The following is a 20,062-nucleotide window of genomic DNA, read 5'->3' as shown; positions in this document are numbered from 1 at the left end:
GCACATGTCGCGCCACCACCATCACAAGTCCAACAGCGCCGTCGAGGGCGACCCGGACCACGGCCACAGCAGGGGCATGCCCCGGCGGCCCGACGACGACGAACTCGCCCGCCGGACGGCGTACGCGCGGCGCGAGGCGGGCCTGGAGGGACCGCCCGAGGAGGAGTCCGAGGCCGGGTACCGCGACGAGTGGTGAGCCCTCGGGCAGCGCCGATCCCGGGGAGCCGCGTGACAGGGCGCGGGACACCCGCGCGACTCGACGAGCCTCGATGCGCATGGTCCGTCTCCCCGCCGGTACGGAGCGCCGCCCTCCCGGCACCTGCTCTCCGAACCCGCGATCACGGCCGGGACGGCCCCGCGGTCCCGCCCGGCGCCACCACCCCCCCCGGGAGTGGTACGTCGAGGGCTTCGACCACCGGGTGCGCCTGCCGCTCGGCTGCCTCCGGAACCGGTCAGGATCGGAGAAGCGCCGGCCGGGGGTGCGTGCCTAGCCTGGCGGACATGGACATCACCCTGCACTGGACCTTCCTCCCGCACACCGACCCCGACGCCTCCCTGGCCTTCTACCGCGACGTCCTCGGCTTCGAGGTCCGCGCCGACCACGGGAGCGGCACCATGCGCTGGATCACCGTCGGCCCCGCCGGCCGGCCCGGGACGTCCCTCGTCCTGGAGCCGCCCGCCCTCGACCCCGGCCTCACCGACGACGAGCGCGCCGCCGTCGCCTCGATGATGGCCAAGGGCGGCTACGCCCGCATCGTCCTCGGCACCCACGACCTCGACGGCGTCTTCGCACGGGTGCGGGCGTCCGGCGCCGAGGTCGTCCAGGAGCCGACCGAGCAGCCGTACGGTGTGCGGGACTGCGCGTTCCGCGACCCGGCGGGCAACGTGGTCCGCTTCCACGAACTGCACTGAGCCGAGCCGGGCGCGTGCCGGCCGGGGACGTACCGCTCCGGCCGGGCCCGCCGATCGGGTAGACAGGGACGAACCGCCATGCCGGCGGCCGGTGGGACCGAGGGACGGAGACACGGACACGATGGCCAGGACGACGGAGGCGCGGTCGGCCGAGCCGCACATCGCCGACAGCCACGACCTGATCCGCGTGCACGGCGCGCGGGAGAACAACCTCAAGGACGTCAGCATCCAGATCCCCAAGCGCCGGCTCACGGTGTTCACGGGCGTCTCCGGCTCCGGCAAGAGCTCCCTGGTGTTCAACACCATCGCCGCCGAGTCGCAGCGGCTGATCAACGAGACCTACAGCGCGTTCGTCCAGGGCTTCATGCCGACGCTCGCGCGCCCCGAGGTCGACGTCCTCGACGGGCTGACCACCGTCATCACCGTCGACCAGCAGCGCATGGGCGGTGACACCCGCTCCACGGTCGGCACCGCGACCGACGCCAACGCGATGCTGCGCATCCTCTTCAGCCGCCTCGGCGAGCCGCACATCGGGCCGCCCGGCGCCTACGCGTTCAACGTCCCCTCGGTGCGGGGCAGCGGCGCGATCACCGTCGAGCGCGGCGAGCGCAAGGCCGTGAAGGCGACGTACAGCCGCACCGGCGGCATGTGCCCGCGCTGCGAGGGCCGGGGCACGGTCACCGACCTCGACCTCACCCAGCTCTACGACGCCTCCAAGTCGCTCGACGAGGGCGCCCTCATGGTCCCCGGCTACAAGACCGGCGGCTGGAACCACCGCCTCTACACCGAGTCCGGCCTCTACGACCCCGGCAAGCCGATCGGCGCGTACACCGAGCGGGAACTGCACGACTTCCTGCACCGCGAGCCGACTCGCATGAAGATCGCGGGCATCAACATGACGTACGAGGGTCTGGTCCCGCGGATCCAGAAGTCGATGCTCACCAAGGACCGCGAGTCGATGCAGCCGCACATCCGCGAGTTCGTGGACCGCGCGGTCACCTTCACCACCTGTCCCGAGTGCGACGGCACCCGGCTCGGCGAGGGCGCCCGCTCCTCGAAGGTCGCCGGTCTGAGCATCGCCGACGCCTGCGCCCTCCAGATCAGCGACCTGGCCGTCTGGGTGCGCGGGCTCGACGAGCCGTCGGTGGCGCCGCTGCTGACCGCGCTCGGCCAGACCTTGGACTCCTTCGTGGAGATCGGCCTCGGCTACCTCTCCCTCGACCGGTCCGCGGGCACCCTGTCGGGCGGCGAGGGGCAGCGCGTCAAGATGATCCGCCACCTCGGCTCCTCGCTGACCGACACCACGTACGTCTTCGACGAGCCGACCACCGGACTCCACCCGCACGACGTCCAGCGGATGAACGACCTGCTGCTGCGGCTGCGGGACAAGGGCAACACGGTGCTCGTCGTGGAGCACAAGCCGGAGGTCATCGCGATCGCCGACCACGTCGTCGACCTCGGCCCCGGCGCCGGCACGGCGGGCGGCACCGTCTGCTACGAGGGCGACGTGGCGGGGCTGCGGGCCGGCGACACCGTCACCGGGCGGCACCTCGACGACCGGGCCTCCCTCAAGGAGACGGTGCGCGAGCCCACGGGCGTGCTGGAGATCCGCGGCGCGAGCACCCACAACCTGCGGGACGTGGATGTCGACGTGCCGCTCGGCGTGCTGACCGTCGTCACGGGGGTCGCGGGCTCCGGGAAGAGCTCGCTGGTGCACGGTTCGGTGCCCCGGGAGGCCGGTGTGGTGTCCGTGGACCAGAGCCCCGTCCGCGGTTCGCGGCGCAGCAACCCGGCGACCTACACCGGGCTGCTCGATCCGATCCGCAAGGCGTTCGCCAAGGCCAACGGGGTCAAGCCCGCGCTGTTCAGCGCCAACTCCGAGGGCGCCTGCCCCACCTGCAACGGCGTCGGCGTCGTCTACACCGACCTGGCGATGATGGCCGGGGTCGCCACCACCTGCGAGGAGTGCGAGGGCAGGCGGTTCCAGGCGTCGGTGCTCGAACACCGGCTCGGCGGGCGGGACATCAGCGAGGTCCTGGCGATGTCCGTGACCGAGGCCGGGGAGTTCTTCGGCACCGGCGAGGCCCACTCGCCCGCCGCGCACCGGATCCTCGGGCGGCTCGCGGACGTCGGGCTCGGCTACCTCACGCTCGGACAGCCGCTGACCACGCTCTCCGGCGGTGAGCGGCAGCGGCTGAAGCTGGCCACGCACATGGGGGAGAAGGGCGGTGTCTACGTCCTCGACGAGCCGACGGCGGGCCTCCACCTCGCCGACGTCGAGCAGCTGCTCGGCCTGCTGGACCGGCTGGTCGACTCCGGGAAGTCCGTCATCGTGGTCGAGCACCACCAGGCGGTCATGGCCCACGCCGACTGGATCATCGACCTCGGTCCGGGTGCCGGGCACGACGGCGGGCGTGTCGTCTTCGAGGGCACGCCCACCGACCTGGTGGCGGCCCGCTCGACGCTCACCGCGGAGCACCTGGCGGCCTACGTCGGGGCCTGACCGACCGGCCACCCCGCCCGTCGTCTCGTCCGTCGCCTCCCGGCCGCCACCTCGGTGGTCCCGCCCCCGTTCACTCCGGCAGTGAGCGGGGGAGCCCGAACGACGGGAGGACGGCGGTGTCGAAGCGGGTGACCGCACGGATGCGGTCGCCGCTCGGCGTGAGGACCACCAGGCCGACGGCGTGCCGGACACCCGACGGCGCCCGTACATAGGTGCCCAGCGCGGGCTGGCCGTTCGCCCGCGTCGGCACGAAGTCGTGGACCCAGCCCCCGCCGAGCACCGTGGCGTAGAAGCGGGACACGTCGTCGATGCCGTGGTACTCCAGCGGGATCGGCGGCATGGAGACGCGGATGTCGTCGGTCAGCAGCGCCAGCAGCGCCTCGACGTCACCCGAGCCGTACGCCCGGACGAACCTGTCCACCAGGGTCCGCTCCGCCGCGGAGCCGGGCGCCGGCGGCGGCTCGTGCGCGCCGGCGGGCGGCAGCCGGTCCCGCAGACCGGCGCGGGCCCGCTTGAGCGCGCTGGTCACCGAGTCGACGGTCGTCCCGAGCAGTCCGGCGACCTCGTCGGCGTGGTAACCGAGCACGTCGCGCAGGATGAGCACGGCGAGCTGCCGGCCCGGCAGCAGCTGGAGCGCCGTCACGAAGGCCAGCGAGACGGCCTCCGTCTGCTCGTAGCGGGCGGCGGGACCCAGCGGCTCCCCGAACGCGCCCTCCAGCAGGGCGTCCGGATACGGCTGGAGCCAGACGGCCTCCCCGAGCCGCGTCGGCTCCGGCGGTTCGACCCCGGGGAAGTCCCAGGCCGCGGCCGGCCGGCGGCTCGCCGCGCGCAGGGTGTCCAGACACCGGTTGGTCGCGATCCGGTACAGCCAGGTGCGCACCGAGGCCCGCCCCTCGAACCCGCGCATGCCCTGCCAGGCGGACAGCAGCGTGTCCTGGAGGGCGTCCTCCGCGTCCTGGAGGGAGCCGAGCATCCGGTAGCAGTGCACCTGGAGTTCCCTCCGGTGCGGCTCGGTCAGCTCCCGGAACGCGTCGCCGTCCCCGGCCCGCGCCCTGGTGATCAGGTCGGCGGCAGCCGTGCTCACTCTCGCGTCACCCCTCTTCCGTTCTTCCGTGATGTGCCGTTCGGGGTATGGACTCCGGCCGGACCCGGAACTGGGCGCTCGGCGCGCGCCCAGTTCCGCGGGAGGGCGGCGTCTGCACCCCCGAGACCCGGGCGGCCGGAGCACACCGGCCGTCCGCACACCGAGGAGGACACATGCAATTCGCCGACAAGACGGTCCTGATCACCGGGGCGAGCCGCGGCATCGGACGGGCCCTGGTCGACGAGGTCCTGGCCAGGGGAGCGCGGCGGGTGTACGCCGGGACCCGCGGGCCGCTGCCCCATCCCGACGCCCGCGTCGTACCGCTGCCCCTGGACGTCACCAGCGAGGAACAGATCCGGGCCGCCGCCGAGCACGTCGGCACGCTCGACGTCCTCGTCAACAACGCCGGACTGGCGCTCTACGGGGACCTGGCCGAACGGTCCGCCCTCGAAAGGCAGTTGGCCGTCAACCTGTACGGCCTCCACGACGTCACCGGCGCGTTCGTGCCCCACCTCGTGCGGTCCCGGGGAACCCTCGTCAACGTGCTGTCCCTGGCGGCCGTCGCGGCCGTACCGGTCATGCCCGCCTACTCGGTGTCCAAGGCCGCCGCGTTCGCCCTGTCCCAGTCGCAGCGCGCCCTCCTGGCCGGGCAGGGCGTCAGCGTCCACGCCGTGCTGAGCGGACCGGTCGACACCGACATGACCCGCGACCTCGACATCCCCAAGTCGACACCGGAGTCCGTCGCCCGGGGCATCGCAGACGGCGTGGAGAAGGGGGAGGAGGAGATCTTCCCGGACCCGCTGTCGGAGACGATCGCCGAGGGCTGGCAGTCCGGGCCGGCCAAGGCGCTGGAGCGCCAGAACGCCGAGCTGCTCTGACCGCACCGCCCGCGGGACGCGGGGCGGCCGGTGTCAGCCGGCCGCCTCCCGCCCCGGGTGCGCCGTCGGCCGGGGGCGTTGGTGAGGATGCGCTGGTGGAGCAGGCTGAGCGTCGGCCCGGGGGAGATGCCCAGCTCCTCGGAGAGGAAGCGGCGGGCGTGGTGGAAGGCGTGCAGCGCGTCGGCCTGCCGGCCGGAGCGGAACAGCGTCGGCATCTGCAGCTCCCGCAGCCGCTCGGACAGCGGATCCGCCGCGATCAGCACCGCCAGATCCGCCAACGCCTCGCCGAACAGTCCGAGTTCGACCTCCGCGGCGATACGGTCCTCGGTCGCGGCGTTCCTCAGGAAGGTCAGCCGGTCCCGCTGCGCCCGTGTGTACGGACCGGTGAGCCCCGCGAGGGCCGGACCGCGCCACAGACCCGGCGCCTCGCGCAACTCCCGGGCGGCGACGGCGAACTCACGGCGCCACAGGGCCTGCGAGCCGCTGCGGGCGAACCGTTGGAAGCGGAACACGTCCACGTTCCCGCACGGCATCGCGTAGCCGCGCGCCACCGGCATGATGACGCTCGGCCCGCCCGGACACGCCCCGTCGTCCAGCACCCGGCGCAGCCGGGAGACATAGGTGCGGACCGTGCTCCCGGCGGTGCGGGGCCGGTGCTCGCCCCACAGGCCGGCGGCCAGTTCCTCGGGCCCGGTCTGGGTGCCCTCGCGCAGCAGCAGCGCGGCGAGCACCGCCCGCTGCTGCGGCGGGCCCAGCTCCAGTTCCCGGCCGCCCCGCCAGGCCCGCACGGGCCCCAGCAGGGAGAACGTCAGGTCCGTCCCGTACATCGTCCTCGTCCCTCGTCCGTGTGTCCGTCCGTCGCCGCCCGTCCGAAGGGGCGTCAGCACGCCTCCAGTTCGATCAGCGAGTACAGCGACCGGGTCGGGCTGATCGCCGTCCGCTTCCAGCCCGTCGAGGAGAACAGGGCGTCGAACTCGTCGAGGTCGCGCTCCTGCCCCGCGGACACGGCAAGCATGTTCATGTCCAGGAGGGCGGCGGGACCGGGGTCGCCCGCCTCCCCGACCAGGGCCTCGATCACCAGGAGCCGGGCGCCGGGCCGGGCCGCCGCACGGCAGTTGCGGAGGATGGTGAGGCACTGCTCGTCGTTCCAGTCGTGCAGGATCCACTTCAGCAGGTAGTAGTCCGCCTCCGGCACCCGCTCGAAGAAGTCGCCGGCGACGGCCTCGAACCGGTCCGCGAGCCCCGCGTCGGCAGCGGCCCGCGCACTGCCCGCGACCACGTGGGGCAGGTCGAACACCTCGCCGCGGAGGTGCGGATGGGTGGCAAGCGAATTCAGCCCGTACGGTCGGCGGCGCCCGGGTCGACACGGCCCAACAGGGCATCCAGACCGGCCAGTTCCCGCGCGTCGAGCGTCCCGAACAGCCGCTGGAGCGAACGCATCCCGGCCCGTTCGCCCGCCGTGAGCGCGGCGCGCCCCCGGTCGGTGAGGGCGACGGTCTTGCGGCGCCGGTCCTGGGGATCGGCGGTCCGGGTGACCAGACCGAGCCGTTCCAGGGCCTCCACGGCCTGGGTGACCGAGCGTGGGGCCTGGCCGAGCGCCCCGGCGAGTTCGGCCTGGTGCACGTCACCGCGTTCGGCCAGCAGCCGCAGCACCTTGGCGCGGGACAGCGACAGCCCCGCGGCGTTCATGTCCCGGTCGACCGTCTCGCGCACCCGGTGGGCAACGGCCAGGAAGGACAGGCCGACCAGGGCGGAAGCACTCTCGGCGGGCCTCGCTTCTTGCTCACTCATCGTGTCGGGTATCGTCCCACACGTACTTCATGAGGTACCTCACCAATGGAGGGGCGATGACCCACCGTCCTGTCGCAGTGATCACCGGCGCCACGTCGGGCCTGGGCCGGATCACGGCACTCGAACTCGCCGGCCGCGGCTACCGCCTCGGCGTCGTGGCCCGCTCCCGCGCCAGGGCGCAGGCGCTGCTCGCGGACCTGCGGGCGGCGGCGCCCGGCGCCCCGGCCGACGTCTTCCTCGCCGATCTGAGCCTGGTCTCCGAGGCGCGGCGGTTGGGCGAGGAGATCGCCGCCGCGTACCCCCGCCTGGACGTACTGGTCAACAACGCCGGTGTGCACGCCTTCTCGCAGCGCGTCACGTCCGAGGGCCTGGCGGAGATGACCGCGGTCAACCACCTGGCCCCGTTCGCCCTCACCGCGGCCCTGATCCCCACCTTGGCGGCCGGCGGCCCGTCCCGCGTGGTGAACGTCGCCTCGGAGGCCGCCCGGCACGCGAGGGGGATCTCCCCGAGGGCCGACCTGCGCCGTACCGACCCCTACACCCGACGCGAGTCGATGGTCCGGTACGGCCGCACAAAGCTGATGACGATCATGTGGACCCAGGAGCTGGCCCGGCGCCTGGACGCCACGCGGACCACGGCCAACTGCTGCGACCCCGGCTTCAACACCACCGGCCTCGGCCGCGACCTCCCCGGTGCCGAACCGCTGCGACGCCTGCTGGGTGCCCTCCGCGTCGGCGACCCCCGCCGGGGCGCGTCCGTCATCGTCCGCCTCGCGACGGCCCCGGACCTGGCCCGGACGACGGGAGCCTACGTCTCCGTACGGGACGCCGCCCCCCTGCCGTGCCCGGCGCCCGGCCGCGACGAGTCCGTCCAGCGGGAACTGTGGGAGGAAACGGCCGCGCTGCTCGGGGAGTTGGGGGAGACGGGGCCGGAGACGGGTTCCGCGGAACGACCGGCGTGAACACGGACGTGCCGGACGCCGCCGCCCGCCGCCCGCCGACGAGGCGAAGCCCGAACCCCGCACCGGGCCCCGCGTCCCCGTCCGTGCCGTCCGACGGAAATCCCGACGGTCCGTCACCTTCCGGTTCGTCCCGTTGCAACCCTTGACGTACCACAAGGCGGGAGCGAGCATTTCAGGCGCACTGACAACGTTGTCTTGGAAAGGTGCCGCGTGTGTCCCACGGACCCGTACCCCTCGACCGTCGCCGCTTCGTCCAACTCCTCGGCGCCTCCGCCGCCCTCGCCGGCGTCCCCCTCACCCTCGCGTCCGGTACCGCCCACGCCGACGCGGAACCGGCCCGCCGGACGCCGGACGAGGTCGCGGAGACCTACTACCGGGTCCTGCTGAACCACACCCACTGGTCCGAGACGCAGTGGGACCAGACCCGCGGCTACTACACGGACAAGGACTTCGGCTTCGCCGTGGTGCTCGGCAACGCCGTGCTGCTCACCCGCGGTTCCTACGACGCCGAGCGCGCCGGCGTCGACGAGCCGACCCTCAGGTCCCGCACCCTGGCGACGATCCGGCACTTCGCGACGTCCAACCGGCTGACCGGTGGCACCCAGTGGGGCCGCACGCTCTTCTTCGACACCACCTTCCAGCTGTACTTCGTGCTTGCCGCCCGCCTGCTGTGGGACGAACTCGACGAGGCGACCCGTACCGCCGTCGACACCATCGCCCGCGAACAGGCCGCCTACACCACGGCGTTGGGCACCGCCGACGACCCCGCCTCGGCGGGCTGGACCCCGCACGGGCTGACCGGCGGCTTCCAGGGCGACACCAAGCTGGAGGAGATGGGCGTCTACGCGCAGTCCCTCGCCCCCGGCCTGGCCTGGGCCGCGGACGACCCCCGGCACGCCGACTGGCTGGCCGCCTACGGCACCTGGTCGCGCAACGAGACCGGACTGCCCCCGGCCGACCTCGCCAACCCGGCCCGCGTCGACGGCGTCCCCGTCTCCGGCAACACGGCCCGGAACCTGTACGACACCTTCATCGTGGAGAACCACGGCTCCTTCGGCCCGCACTACCAGGAAGAACTGTGGCGCACGTCGGGTCGCAACGCCGCCCACTTCATCGTCGCCGGCCGCCCGCTGCCGCAGGTGCTCACCGACCAGCCGAATGCCACCCCGCTGTGGCGCACCCTCCTCGGTGTGATGAGCGACGCGGGCGAGCCGCTGATGCCCATGGTCAACGACCGTGAGCACCTCTACGGCCGGGACGTGATCCCGCTCGCCTTCCTCGCCCAGGTGACGGGCGACCGCGCCGCCGCCCGCGCCGAAGTCGCCCTGGCGCAACGGCTGGAGGCGTACCAGGCATATCCGCCGCAGTACCGGCTCGCCAAGTTCTCCGGCGAGCCCAAGTACGAGCCGGAGGCCCGCGCCGAACTGGCCATCAGCTACCTCCTGCACCAGTGGGCGGCGAGCCGGGGCCGCACGGTCCGCCCGCTGACCGAGGAGGAACTGTTCCGCGGGGCGTCCGGTGCCACCGACTTCGGCACGGGCCCCGGTCTGGTCTCGCACCAGTCGCCCGGCGCCTGGGCGGGCGCCGTCACGAAGCCGGGCTTCGTGAAGTTCGCCTGGCAACCGGCGCACGACGACTGGCTGTTCAAGCTCAGCGGCACCACCCCCATGTTCCTGCCGACGGCCACGGCGTCGGTGACGGGCCGCCAGGTCCGCACGTACACCGGGCCGCGCGACGGGTTCGACGGCAGCGCGACCCTGCTCCGTCTCGGCTCCGGCCACGCGGGCCTGACCACGCTGCCCTCGGGTGCCGTGGTCTACGCGACGACGGGCACCGACGCCGGCGAGGGCCATCTGGAGGTGTACAACCTCACCATGCCGGGGGTGGCGGGCCTGACGGGCTCGCGCACCTACCGCTTCGCCGAGGGCAGCGCGACCGTCGCCGCCCAGGACTCCCGCCCGGCGACCGGTGCGGCACGAGTGGACGACCTCACGTTCCCGCCCGCCCAGGTGCGCCACCTGCGCATGCTCGGGGTCCGGCCGGACCCGACGTACGGATACTCGCTGTACGCCTTCGAGGCCCGCGACGGCGCCGACGGCACCGACCTCGCCCGCGGCGGCACCGCCACGGCGTCCTCCTTCGACTCCGGCAAGGAACCGGCGCTCGCCGTCGACGGGAACGCGACGAGCCGATGGGCGGTGTCGCGGGCGGACCGTCCCCGCGCGGACAGCTGGCTCGCCGTGGACCTCGGCGCCACCCGCACCGTGGACCGGGTGACCCTCCGCTGGGAGGCCGCGGCCGGTCGCGCCTACACGGTGCAGGGCTCCGCCGACGGGCAGCAGTGGACCGACCTCGTCTCCTGGCCGGTGCCCGACGCGGCCAGCCGGGGCGGCTGGCTCGACGTCGACGGCCGCGCCGGCCTCGTCGTGCGCGACGCGAAGCGGCAACTGGCCGTGTACGGCGACACCGTCGTCCTGTCCGACGGCCCGGCCGCACCCCTCCTCGTCGAGGCGCTCCCCGGCGCGACCGCCGCCCGGCTGGCGGAACTCGCCCGCGCCGCCGCCCCGCAGGCCGACGACGACGCCATCCGCGCGGCGCTCACCGAGGACCACCTCAGCCTGTTCAACCTCTCCGAGCGGCCCGTCTCCACGCGGGTCCGCATACCCGGGGCCCGCTCCCGCGCGGTGCTGTTCGAGGGCCGGCAGACCCTGACCGCGGACGGCACCGACTACGAGGCGGACCTCGACGCCGCGACCGCCCTGCTGCTCGCGCCCCGGCTGACCCTGCGTCCGATCCCCGGCGAACGGCTGCCCGTGGGCCTGCGCGCCCAGGTCGTCGACGCCGCCACGGTCCGGCTGGACGGGCCGTCCTGCCGGGTCCGGGTGACGGGCCAGGGCCAGGACGAGGTGGCCGTGGTCCGCGCGGGCCGCACCACCACCGTCACCCTGCGTGGTGCCGTCGCCTTCCCCCTGGACGACCTCGCCCTCGGCCGCACGGTCTTCCCGACCAGCCCCCTGCCGCCCGGCATGTCGGACCCGGCCGCCGCCGCGGACGGCGACCCGCACACGGCGTGGACGCCCGGCCCCGACGGCCGCATGGTCGTCGACCTGGGCGCCCCGGTCCGCGTACGCGATCTCCGCACGGAGTGGACGGAGGGTCATGTGCCCGCCCTGCGCGCCGAGTACAGCACGGACGGTCTGACCTACACGGCCGCAGGACGGCTCGCCGGTCACGGCCGGACCAGGGAACTCGCCCTGGACGCCGTCGCCCGCTATGTCGCGCTGGCGACGGACGCGGGGGAGCGGGGCGGCGCCCGGCTCGTACGGCTCGCCCTGCGCTGACCGGGGTCTTCGGCCGCGGTACGGGCCGGTCGTGGTGAGGACCGGCCCGTACCGGTGGTCGGTGGGGCCTCCGGCACGCTCCCGGAGGCCCCTGTCCGGGGGCCACGGATGTTCCTGCCCGGGTGCCGCGGACGTTCCTGTCCGAGTGCCGCGGACGGTTCCCTCGCGCGTTTCCGTCGCGCGACCCGTTGACAATTACGCTGTAGCAAATACGGTACGTGGCATGGGACAGCTTCCGCACCTCGCCTCGCCCGTGACCCTCGGGGACCAGGCGTACACCGCCATCCGAGAGGCCATCGTCTCGGGCGTGCTCCAGCGCGGTGAGAAGGTGACCGAGCGCGGGCTCGCCGAGTCCCTGGACATCAGCGCCACCCCGGTCCGCGAGGCGCTGCGCCGTCTCGAACAGGACCGGCTGGTGGAGCGGATCGGTCCGCGCTCCGTCCGGATCGCCAAGTTCGACGAGGACGAACTGCGCGAGTTCACCATGATCGAGGACGTGCTGCGGGCGCTGGCCGCCCGGCTCGCCGCGGAGAAGGCGACCGCGGCCCAGCGCCGGGGGATGAGCGACCTGCTGGAGGAGGCCGACGCCCTGCGGGCCCAGGTGGAGAGCGCCGAACCCGGCAGCGCAGAGGAGCGCGGGCTCATCGTCTCGATCATGGACCGCATGCGCCGGTTCCACACCCTGGTGGACCAGGCCAGCGGAAACTCCTCGCTGATCCAGATGCTGCGCATGGTCGACGCCTTCGGGGCGGACGAACGACGCCACAGCGTCCTGTCCGAACTCGGCGGCGAACGACGCCAGGCCGTGGAGGAGCGCTACCGGCAGCACCGCGCCATCTACGACGCCGTCGCCGCGGGCAACGGCGAGCGCGCGGAGGAGCTCATGCGGGCCCACAGCCGCACCTCCAACATCTCCCGGCTGGCTCAGCGCTTCTCCGACTGAGCCGCCCGAGCCACCCGAGCCGCGAAAGCGGCCGCGCGGGGCCGTCCGGCTCCGCCACACAGCTCACGCTATAGCAAATAGTGGAGGATCGATGAGGATCTCACTCCCCGGCATCTGCGCGGTGACGGCCGCCTGCTCCCTGGCACTGGCCGGCTGCGGCGGCTCCACGGCGGGAACGCCGACACGGACGTCCGGAGCGGGCGCCGGCGCGGGTGCCGGCGTCGACGTCGGCAAGGCGTCCGCCCCCACCCCCGTGGACGCCGCCACCCTGGCCAGGGCCAGGAAACAGGGCTCGGTCCTCCTGTACACGAACGCCGACGAACAGCAGATGAAGCCCGTCACCGCGGCCTTCCACGCCGCGTACCCCGACCTGACCCTGCGCGTGCTCAGCATGGACGACAGCCAGACCTTCCAGCGCTACGCCACCGAGTCCGCCACCGGCGTCCGCACCGCCGACGTCGTCATGGGCACCGACGCGGTCGGCATGCTGAACTTCGTCGGCGAGGGCAACGTCCTCGACTACACCGACCCCAACCTGAAGAACCTGCCCGCGTACGCACGGCTCGCGCCCGGTGTCACCGCCATGTCCGAGGACCCGGTGGTCGCCGTCTACAACACCGCCCTCGTCCCCGAGGACCGGCAGCCCAAGGACATCACCTCGCTGGCGAAGCTGTCCGACTCGCTCAAGGGCAAGGTCGCCACCACGGACCTCACCAACCCCACCTCGTTCGGGGCCGTCGCCGGCTACCTCGACAAGCACGGCGAGGCCGGGTGGAAGAACATCGAACGGCTCGGGCCCAACTCCGGTGTGGAGTCCGGGACCGGCAACCTGATGCAGAAGCTCGCCCAGGGCCAGTACCAGGCCGGCTACTTCGTCGTCGGCACCGTACGCGCCCTGATCACGGGCGACGCCGCCAAGATCCTCGACTACACGTACCTCACCGACGGAACTCCCCTGCTCCCGAGGGCCGTCGCGGTCACGAAGAAGGCCGCCGCACCCGACGCGGCGAAGGTCTTCGTCAACTTCCTGCTCTCCGTGAAGGGCCAGGAGGCCGCCTGCAAGGGCGGGTTCACCCCGTACCGCGACGGCGTCGACTGCGCCTACGGCGTCCCCGCCGTCAAACAGGCCGTCGGCGCCGACAACCTGATCCTCGGCGGCTACCCGAAGGGCATCGTCCAGGACAAGCCCGGCATACGGGCCCGCTGGAACAAGGCGTACGGCCGGTGAGCACCACCCGGTCCACTTCCCCCGCGCCGCCTCGCGACCGCCTCCGGGCAGGCGTCCGACGGCACCCGCGCACCAGCCACTACCTGCTGTGGGCCCTCGCCCTCGTGGTCGTCGTCGGCCCCGTCGTACCGGTGGCCGTCGCCTCCCTGTGGTCCACGCCGCTGTACGACTCCGGCGGACACCTCACCTGGAAGAACTACCGGGCGCTCCTCACCGACGGCGAATGGTGGACGGCCGTCGCCCACTCGGTGCTGTTCGCCGCGCTCAACACGATCGGCTCCCTCCTCCTCGGCACCGCCTGCGCCGTCCTGTTCACCCGCACCGACCTGCCCGGCCGCCGGCTCCTGTCCACGGTGCTGCTCGTGCCCCTGGCCCTGCCCGGCCTCGTACTCATCCTCGGCTGGGCCGTCATGTGGACCCCCGCCGGATTCGCCTCCTCCTGGCTGAGGACCCACACCGTGCTGCGCATGCCCGTCGACCTCTACAGCATCCCCGGCATGGCCCTGGTCGGCGTCAGCGTGGCCGCCCCGGTCGTCTTCCTGCTGTGCCGCGCCACCCTGCTCGCCGTCGATCCCGCCCTGGAGGACGCGGCGCGCACCTCCGGCGCCGGTCCCCTGCGCAGCCTGGTCTCCGTCAGCCTGCCCCTGCTGCGCCCGGCCCTGACCAACGCCGCCCTGCTGGTCTTCGCCCTGTCCATGGAAGTGCTCGGACTGCCCCTGATCCTGGGCTTCTCCAACAAGATCACCCTGATCTCCACCTATCTGTACGACCACTGGGTCAACGACTCCGAGCAGGGCCTCGTCTCCGCTGGCGCCGTCTGTCTGCTGGCCGCCGTCTCGGGACTCCTGGTGCTCCGCAACCGGCTGGTGGGGGACACCGCGCGCTTCACCACCACGACCGGGAAGGCCACCGGCGTCCGCCTCCTCCGGCTCGGGCCGTGGCGCTGGCTGCCGTCGGCGCTGATCGCCCTCGTCCTGCTCGTCTCCGTCGTCGTTCCCCTCGCGGGCGTCGTCCTCGCGGCCTTCACCTCGATCCTGTCGCCGTTCATCTCCCCGTGGAGCGTGCTCACCCTCGGCAACTTCTCCACCGTCCTCGACAATCCGCTCTACACGCGGTCCCTCGTCAACAGCCTGCTCATCGCGACGGTCGGCGGCGCGCTGACCACCGTCGCCATCGCCGTGCTGTCCGTCGTCGCCCACCGCTCCGACTTCCGCTTCCGCGGTTCGCTGCAACAGGTCATGCTCTGGCCGCGGATGATGCCCGCACTGATCACCGGCATGGCCTTCTTCTGGAGCTTCGCCCTGCTCGACAGGTCGGGAACGCTGCGCGCCGGACTCTGGGGCGTCGGCCTCGCCTTCGCCGTCCGCAGCCTCGCCCTCGGCTACAGCGCCTTCCACCCGGCCCTGGCCGGCATCGGCGCCGACCTCGACAACGCCGCCCGCACCTCCGGGGCCACCTGGTGGAAGGCGATGCGCACCATCGTCTTCCGCCTGGTCGCGCCCGCCATGGCCGCCTCGTTCGTCCTGCTGTTCGTGTCCATGCTCAACGAGTCCGAACCGGCCGTCTTCCTCGTCACCGACCGGACGCCCGTCCTCGGCCTGACCATGCTGCAACTCGCCGCCACGAGCACCGGCGGGACCGTCGCAGCGCTGGGAGTGATCCAAATGATCATCACGCTGGTCGTCCTGGGCGCGGGGCGCGCCCTGCTGGGGGTGCGTCCCCGTGCCTAGCCTCCACCTCGACGGGATCACCAAGCGGTTCACGCAGCACACCGCTCTGCACGACCTGTCCCTGACCGTCCGGGAGGGCGAGATCTTCACCCTCCTCGGCCCCAGCGGCTGCGGCAAGTCCACCACCCTGTGGTCGATCGCCGGCCTGCACCGGCCCGACTCCGGCACCATCGCCTTCGGCGACCGCGTCGTCTACGACCACGGCCGGGTCGACGTACCCCCCGAACACCGCAACTGCGGCGTGGTGTTCCAGTCGTACGCCGTCTGGCCCCACATGTCGGTGTACGACAACGTCGGCTACCCGCTGAAGCTGCGCAGGACCGGCAGGGCCCAGCGCGACCGCCGCGTCCGCGAAGTGCTCGACCTCGTCGAACTCGGACACCACGCGCGCCGCTACCCGCACGAACTCTCCGGCGGCCAGCAGCAACGTGTCGCGCTCGCCCGCGCCCTGGCCCATCCGCCCGAGATGCTGCTGCTCGACGAGCCGTTCTCCAACCTGGACGCCAAGCTCCGCGACCGCTCCCGCCACTGGCTGAAGACCCTTCAGCAACAGGTCGGCGTCACCACGGTGTTCGTCACCCACGACCAGGACGAGGCGCTGGCCGTCAGCGACCGCGTCGCCGTCATGGACCAGGGCCGGGTACGGCAGATCGGCACGCCCGTCGACGTCTACGACCACCCGGCCGACCTGTTCGTGGCCGACTTCGTGGGCACCGCCAACATCCTTCCCGCCACGGTCGTCGAGGCCGACGGGACGGACGCGCTGATCCACGTGGCCGGCCTGGACGCCCCGCTGACGGTGCCGCACACCGGCAGGCGCCGCGGGCCGGCGCACATCGTCGTCCGGCCCGAGAACATCGACATCGTCCGCGACACGGCGCGGGAACGCGCGGCCGACGAGCGTGCGGCGGCGCGGGACACCGTCACCGCGCCCGTCGAGAGCCGGACGTACCTCGGCGACCACTACCGCTACCGCATCCGCATCGGCGGAACGCCGGTGACGGTCACCACCACCCGCCGCGTCGACACGGACACCCTCACCGTCCGCCTCCCTCCCGAGGCCGTCCGCATCCACCACGAGGACCCGGCAGAGGAATCCGCAGAGGACCGTGCGGAGGGCTCCGGCAGGGACCCCGCGGAGGGCTCCGGCAAGGAGTCCGCGGAGGAATCCGCCGGGGACCCCGCAGAGGAATCCGCCACCCACGAGGAGAACCCCCATGTCCCCGTCCAATGACGCCCCGTCCGCCGAGACCGCGGCCGCCGGTGCCCCGGTCGCCGGTCCCGCCGACCGGGCCGGTGTCCTGGTGCCGGCCGGCATGCTCGGCGCCGGATTCGACCCCTCCACCGTCGAACGCGGTCTGCTCCTGAACCCCGACGTCATCGCCGTCGACGGCGGCTCCACCGACTCCGGCCCCCACTACCTCGGCACGGGCACCGCGAAGACCACCGCCGCGGCCGTCGCCCGCGACCTGCGCATCCTCCTCATCGCCGCCGCCCGCGCCGACGTCCCCCTCGTCGTGGGCTCCTGCGGCACCGGCGGCACCGACTCGGGGGTCGACTGGGTGGCCGGCATCACCGAGGAGGTCATGGCGGACGAGGGCCTCGACCTGAGAGTCGCCCGCGTCTACAGCGAGCAGGAGTCCTCGTTCCTGAAGGAGCAACTGGACGCCGACCGCATCCGGCCGCTGCCGCCGCTCGGCCCCCTGGACGCGGCCACCCTGGAGGACTGCACCCACATCGTCGGCATGATGGGCCACGAACCCATCGCCGACGCCATCCGGGCGGGCGCACAGGTCGTCCTGGCCGGCCGCGCCACCGACACGGCCGTGGCCGCCGCCGTCCCCCTGATGCTCGGGCTGCCGCCGGGACCTACCTGGCACGCCGCCAAGATCGTCGAATGCGGCGGCCAGTGCACCACCGACCCCCGATCGGGCGGCGTCTTCGCCACCATCGACCGGACCGGCTTCGTCGTCGAACCGCTCGCCCCGCACGCCGCCTGCACCCCGATCTCCGTCGCCGCGCACATGCTCTACGAGACCGTCGACCCCTACCGCATGCGCGAACCGGCCGGCACCCTCGACGTCTCCGACGCCGTGTACACCGCGCTCGACGACCGTCGTGTCCGCGTCGAGGGCTCCCGCTTCGAGCAGGCCGAACAGCACACGATCAAACTGGAGGGCTCCCGCGTCACCGGCTACGAGACCGTCTCGTTCACCGGCATCCGCGACCCCTACATCACCGCCCACATCGACCGCTGGGCCGCGCTGCTGCGCACGATCCTCGCCGAACGCATCGCGCAGACCCTCGGACTGCCCCCCGACGACTACGCCGTGGACGTCCGCCTGTACGGCCACAACGCGATCCTCGACGACCTCGACCCCGATCCCGGCCCGCCGCGCGAGGTCGGCGTCATGCTCCTCGTCAACGCCCCCACCCAGGCCCTCGCGACCGCCGTCGCCAAGGTCGCCAACCCGCTGATGCTGCACCTGCCGCTGCCCGAGATGCAGTACCTGCCCAGCTTCGCCTTCGCGACCTCCCCCGCGGAGACCGAACGCGGCGCCGCCTACGAGTTCGCGCTCCACCACGTCGTTGAGGTCGACTCGCCGACCGGCATGTTCCGCACCCACCACTCCCACGAGGTCACCCGTGCCTGAGCCCCACCGCCGGCCCCTGCTCGCGGACCGCGCCCTGGAGATCCGCTCCAAGAACGCGGGCCCGTTCTGGGTCACCCTGGAAACCTTCATGGAGGACGCCGCCGGCTACGCCGTCGCGGCCGACGACACCTTCCTGAACGAACGCACCATCGCCGGCCTCTACCGGGTCGACCCCCGGCAGGTACGGATCTTCCGCATCCCCGAGCTGAACGTCGTCAAGATCTCCTTCCCCCGGCCCGTCCCCCAGGCCGGCCTCCGGGACCGTGACGTCCACGCCGGCCAGCACCACGTCCCGCTCGCCTCCCTGCCGATCCCCGACCGCCACCTCGGTACTTTTGGCACCCCAGGTACCCCAGACACCCCCGGTGCCCCGAGTACCCCCGGCACTCCTGGTGCCGCCGGTGAGGAGGCCGACCGTGCCTGAACCCACCGCCGCGGTGGACGTCACCGCCGGCCGGCTCGACCTGCTCCGCCGACTCGACACACCGACGGTGTGCAACGCCCTGGCCCTCGCCGACCCCTCCCTCGGCCTCTCCCACGTCACCACCCGGCCGTTGCGCTGCGTCCGCCCGGACCTGCCGCCCATGGTCGGCTTCGCCCGCACCGCGACCATCAGGACCGCCGCCCCGCCCGCCGACCGGGAGGAGGCGGCCGAACTCCGGGCCTCCTACTACAAGTACGTTGCCCTTGGAGGACCTCGACGGCGACCGGGCCGGCACCGGCTGCATGTGGGGCGAGGTCAACACCACCATCCACCAGCGCCTCGGCTGCCTCGGCACCGTCACCAACGGCAGTGTCCGGGACGTCGACGACAACGCCCCCGGCTTCCAGATCCTCGCCGGCGGTGTCGTCCCCTCCCGCGCCCACACCTGGATCACCGGCTTCGGCCGGCCCGTGACCGTGCACGGCATGGAGGTCCACCACGGCGACCTCGTCCACGCCGACCAGCACGGCGCCGTCCGGATACCCGCGCCGCTGGTCGACCAGGTCCTGGCGGCCGCCGACACCGTCACCCGGCGCGAACGGGCACTGCTCGCCACCGTCCGCGCGGACTCCTTCACCGCCGCCGGCCTCCGGGAGGCGTTCCGGGCGTCGGACGAGATCCACTGACCCCCGCTCCGCGCGCCGCACGGCAGGGCGGGACGAAGGGAGACGGCGGGGCGCGGGTGGAGGCGCCGGGGCCGGGTACTCGGGTGCGCGGAAAGTCTGTGATCCCAGGGAGAGGATCTTGTCATGCTGATGGCTCACCCGGCGGTACTGCGAAAACTCGTCGACCAGTACACGGCGCTGAAGGTGCTCCACGCCGAGGACGGCAGCCCGGAGGTCCGGCAACGCCTGGACGACATCTCCTACACCCTGTGCGTCTCCACCGGCACCTGCGACGTCGACGCGGCCCTCGTCGCCGCCCGCTACCACCTCCCCGGCGCCCGCCCGGAAGACGACTCGATCCTCTCCGCAGGAGCCTGACCCACCCGCCCCACACATCGACGCACCGACCACCGATGACGGCGAGTCCCAGCCCCGGGGCTCGCCGTCATCGTCCTGTGGGGGCCCCGACAGGACGGCCGGCACCCCCGGTCCCTTTCGTTTTCCGTACAGCCCCGGCGGCAGGTCTTCGTTTTCCGCGCCACCGATTCCGCGTTCCGGGGCAGCGTGACGGTGACCGGACAGGACGTCCGGCCGGGGAGGTCACCGCACGATGCCAGAGCAGCAGAACCGGATCGGCGAGGTCGCCGTCCTCAGGGAGGAGATCGCGCAGCTCAGACGCGCGCTCGTCTCGCACGCGGTCGTGGACCAGGCGATCGGCGTCGTCGTCGCCTACGGCGGCGTACGCCCCGGCGTCGCCTGGGACGTCCTCAGGGAGGTCTCTCAGCACACGAACATCAAACTGCGCGAGGTGGCCGAGCACCTGGTGCAGTGGCCCCACTGCGAGTGGCTGCCTCCCGAGGTCCGCCGGAGCCTGGACGCCGCGCTGGAACGCCGCAGACCTCCCACGCGCCGCGAGCGGCAGCCCTTCGGACCCGCCCGGTGAACGG

18 protein-coding genes and 1 pseudogene are annotated in these 20,062 nt (G+C 73.0%); 15 read left to right on the top strand and 4 right to left on the bottom strand.

The features are described 5' to 3' along the window. Positions 1 to 4 precede the first annotated feature (4 nt). The 3 genes from AB0F77_RS24745 to AB0F77_RS24735 all read left to right on the top strand — a co-directional run bounded on the left by AB0F77_RS24745 (position 5) and on the right by AB0F77_RS24735 (position 3,415). A complete protein-coding gene (locus tag AB0F77_RS24745) occupies positions 5 to 196 on the top strand; it encodes a hypothetical protein (protein ID WP_361952602.1) in 192 nt (63 codons plus the stop codon). 305 nt (positions 197 to 501) lie between these two features. After that, positions 502 to 912, top strand: coding sequence for a VOC family protein (locus tag AB0F77_RS24740; protein WP_361952599.1), 411 nt, complete (start codon positions 502 to 504; stop codon positions 910 to 912). Positions 913 to 1,033: 121 nt separating this feature from the next. Beyond that, positions 1,034 to 3,415: an excinuclease ABC subunit UvrA gene (locus AB0F77_RS24735; protein ID WP_361952596.1), complete on the top strand. Its 2,382-nt coding sequence runs from the start codon at positions 1,034 to 1,036 to the stop codon at positions 3,413 to 3,415. Between the two features lie 70 nt (positions 3,416 to 3,485). Here the strand turns inward: AB0F77_RS24735 and AB0F77_RS24730 are convergent, their stop codons facing one another. Continuing rightward, a complete protein-coding gene (locus tag AB0F77_RS24730) occupies positions 3,486 to 4,499 on the bottom strand; it encodes a sigma-70 family RNA polymerase sigma factor (RefSeq protein ID WP_361952593.1) in 1,014 nt (337 codons plus the stop codon). Positions 4,500 to 4,672: 173 nt separating this feature from the next. Here AB0F77_RS24730 and AB0F77_RS24725 point away from each other — a divergent pair, with 173 nt between their 5' ends. After that, a complete protein-coding gene (locus AB0F77_RS24725; RefSeq protein WP_361952590.1) occupies positions 4,673 to 5,377 on the top strand; it encodes an SDR family NAD(P)-dependent oxidoreductase in 705 nt (234 codons plus the stop codon). Positions 5,378 to 5,472: 95 nt separating this feature from the next. Here AB0F77_RS24725 and AB0F77_RS24720 read toward each other — a convergent pair. From AB0F77_RS24720 to AB0F77_RS24710, 3 genes and pseudogenes are all read right to left on the bottom strand, one after another. Continuing rightward, a pseudogene (locus tag AB0F77_RS24720) lies at positions 5,473 to 6,204 on the bottom strand (AfsR/SARP family transcriptional regulator); the annotation flags it as partial. A gap of 53 nt (positions 6,205 to 6,257) precedes the next feature. Further along, positions 6,258 to 6,713, bottom strand: a complete 456-nt coding sequence (locus AB0F77_RS24715) for a methyltransferase (protein WP_361952863.1) — start codon at positions 6,711 to 6,713, stop codon at positions 6,258 to 6,260. Continuing rightward, positions 6,710 to 7,168, bottom strand: a complete 459-nt coding sequence (locus AB0F77_RS24710) for a MarR family transcriptional regulator (protein WP_361952587.1) — start codon at positions 7,166 to 7,168, stop codon at positions 6,710 to 6,712. The genes AB0F77_RS24715 and AB0F77_RS24710 overlap by 4 nt, the downstream gene beginning before the upstream one ends. A 56-nt stretch (positions 7,169 to 7,224) precedes the next feature. Between AB0F77_RS24710 and AB0F77_RS24705 the strand changes: the two genes are divergently transcribed. The 11 genes from AB0F77_RS24705 (at position 7,225) to AB0F77_RS24655 (ending at position 20,058) form a co-directional block, all read left to right on the top strand. Then, complete coding sequence (locus tag AB0F77_RS24705) at positions 7,225 to 8,130, top strand: SDR family NAD(P)-dependent oxidoreductase (RefSeq protein ID WP_361952584.1); 906 nt, start codon at positions 7,225 to 7,227, stop codon at positions 8,128 to 8,130. Between the two features lie 212 nt (positions 8,131 to 8,342). Next, on the top strand, positions 8,343 to 11,471 hold the full coding sequence (locus tag AB0F77_RS24700) for a discoidin domain-containing protein (protein WP_361952581.1): 3,129 nt from the start codon (positions 8,343 to 8,345) through the stop codon (positions 11,469 to 11,471). A 223-nt stretch (positions 11,472 to 11,694) separates the two neighbouring features. Beyond that, positions 11,695 to 12,414, top strand: a complete 720-nt coding sequence (locus AB0F77_RS24695) for a GntR family transcriptional regulator (RefSeq protein WP_361952578.1) — start codon at positions 11,695 to 11,697, stop codon at positions 12,412 to 12,414. 91 nt (positions 12,415 to 12,505) lie between these two features. Next, complete coding sequence (locus AB0F77_RS24690) at positions 12,506 to 13,642, top strand: extracellular solute-binding protein (RefSeq protein ID WP_361952575.1); 1,137 nt, start codon at positions 12,506 to 12,508, stop codon at positions 13,640 to 13,642. After that, a complete protein-coding gene (locus AB0F77_RS24685) occupies positions 13,639 to 15,372 on the top strand; it encodes an iron ABC transporter permease (RefSeq protein WP_361952572.1) in 1,734 nt (577 codons plus the stop codon). The genes AB0F77_RS24690 and AB0F77_RS24685 overlap by 4 nt, the downstream gene beginning before the upstream one ends. After that, positions 15,365 to 16,606, top strand: a complete 1,242-nt coding sequence (locus tag AB0F77_RS24680) for an ABC transporter ATP-binding protein (protein WP_361952569.1) — start codon at positions 15,365 to 15,367, stop codon at positions 16,604 to 16,606. The genes AB0F77_RS24685 and AB0F77_RS24680 overlap by 8 nt, the downstream gene beginning before the upstream one ends. Then, complete coding sequence (locus AB0F77_RS24675) at positions 16,590 to 18,026, top strand: acyclic terpene utilization AtuA family protein (protein ID WP_361952566.1); 1,437 nt, start codon at positions 16,590 to 16,592, stop codon at positions 18,024 to 18,026. Before AB0F77_RS24680 ends, AB0F77_RS24675 begins: the two co-directional genes overlap by 17 nt. After that, complete coding sequence (locus AB0F77_RS24670) at positions 18,019 to 18,450, top strand: DUF4387 domain-containing protein (RefSeq protein ID WP_361952563.1); 432 nt, start codon at positions 18,019 to 18,021, stop codon at positions 18,448 to 18,450. The genes AB0F77_RS24675 and AB0F77_RS24670 overlap by 8 nt, the downstream gene beginning before the upstream one ends. A gap of 257 nt (positions 18,451 to 18,707) precedes the next feature. Further along, a complete protein-coding gene (locus AB0F77_RS24665; protein ID WP_361952560.1) occupies positions 18,708 to 19,136 on the top strand; it encodes a hypothetical protein in 429 nt (142 codons plus the stop codon). A 123-nt stretch (positions 19,137 to 19,259) separates the two neighbouring features. After that, complete coding sequence (locus AB0F77_RS24660) at positions 19,260 to 19,493, top strand: DUF5133 domain-containing protein (RefSeq protein WP_361952557.1); 234 nt, start codon at positions 19,260 to 19,262, stop codon at positions 19,491 to 19,493. 232 nt (positions 19,494 to 19,725) lie between these two features. Next, positions 19,726 to 20,058 (top strand): ANTAR domain-containing protein, encoded by a 333-nt coding sequence (locus AB0F77_RS24655; protein WP_361952554.1) that lies wholly within the window; start codon positions 19,726 to 19,728, stop codon positions 20,056 to 20,058. The last annotated feature ends 4 nt before the right edge of the window (positions 20,059 to 20,062 follow it).

It is taken from the genome of Streptomyces sp. NPDC026672 (assembly GCF_040638185.1).
GTDB lineage: Bacteria > Actinomycetota > Actinomycetes > Streptomycetales > Streptomycetaceae > Streptomyces.
The sequence above is the reverse complement of the archived record's forward strand: the minus strand, read 5'-3'. Positions and strand labels throughout refer to the sequence as shown.